The sequence below is a fragment of the Bartonella vinsonii subsp. berkhoffii ATCC 51672 genome (genome assembly GCF_902825225.1).
GTDB classification, from domain to species: Bacteria; Pseudomonadota; Alphaproteobacteria; order Rhizobiales; family Rhizobiaceae; genus Bartonella; species Bartonella berkhoffii.
This window is the reverse complement of sequence record NZ_CADEAK010000156.1, coordinates 1-452: the sequence shown is the minus strand read 5'-3', so window position 1 is coordinate 452 and position 452 is coordinate 1. Positions and strand designations below refer to the sequence as shown.

Sequence of the window (452 nt, the reverse complement as noted above, 5' to 3'; positions counted from 1 at the left end):
CGTTTGCGTTGTTGCTACACCAGCAGGGAAGAGGCTTTAGCTGCTGCCGCCTCAGAATCAGACCGGCTGTGCCGTAGCATGGGCAGTGGTTCTTTGTCCCTTGAAGGGTGCCCCGAAATCATGGCGGACCAACCACTGCTTCTTCAAGGGTTCCGCGGCGAAATCAATGGATCATGGAAAGCCGAAACCGTCACCCACCGCTACGAGAAACAAAGCGGATACACCACAGAAATCACACTCGAAGCACCAGACAAGGGAAAGGAAAGCAACAAAGAATAGAGGCTGGGCTGGTTGCCCAGCCAACGGGAGAAGTTTAGCGACACACCCCGTCCGATGTAAGAGCTCTTAACATCGCAGCCACTTCTTATCACTTGAAGCAATGAGAAGATGGCTACTATAGATGAAAGAGTGTTAAAAAATTATGGATACACTTTACAAGGAAACATTAAAAT

General features: G+C 49.3%; 1 pseudogene. It reads left to right on the top strand.

What is annotated here, in order from left to right:
- Positions 1 to 279, top strand: a pseudogene (locus J7R10_RS08710) (late control protein); the annotation flags it as partial.
- Between the last annotated feature and the right edge of the window lie 173 nt (positions 280 to 452).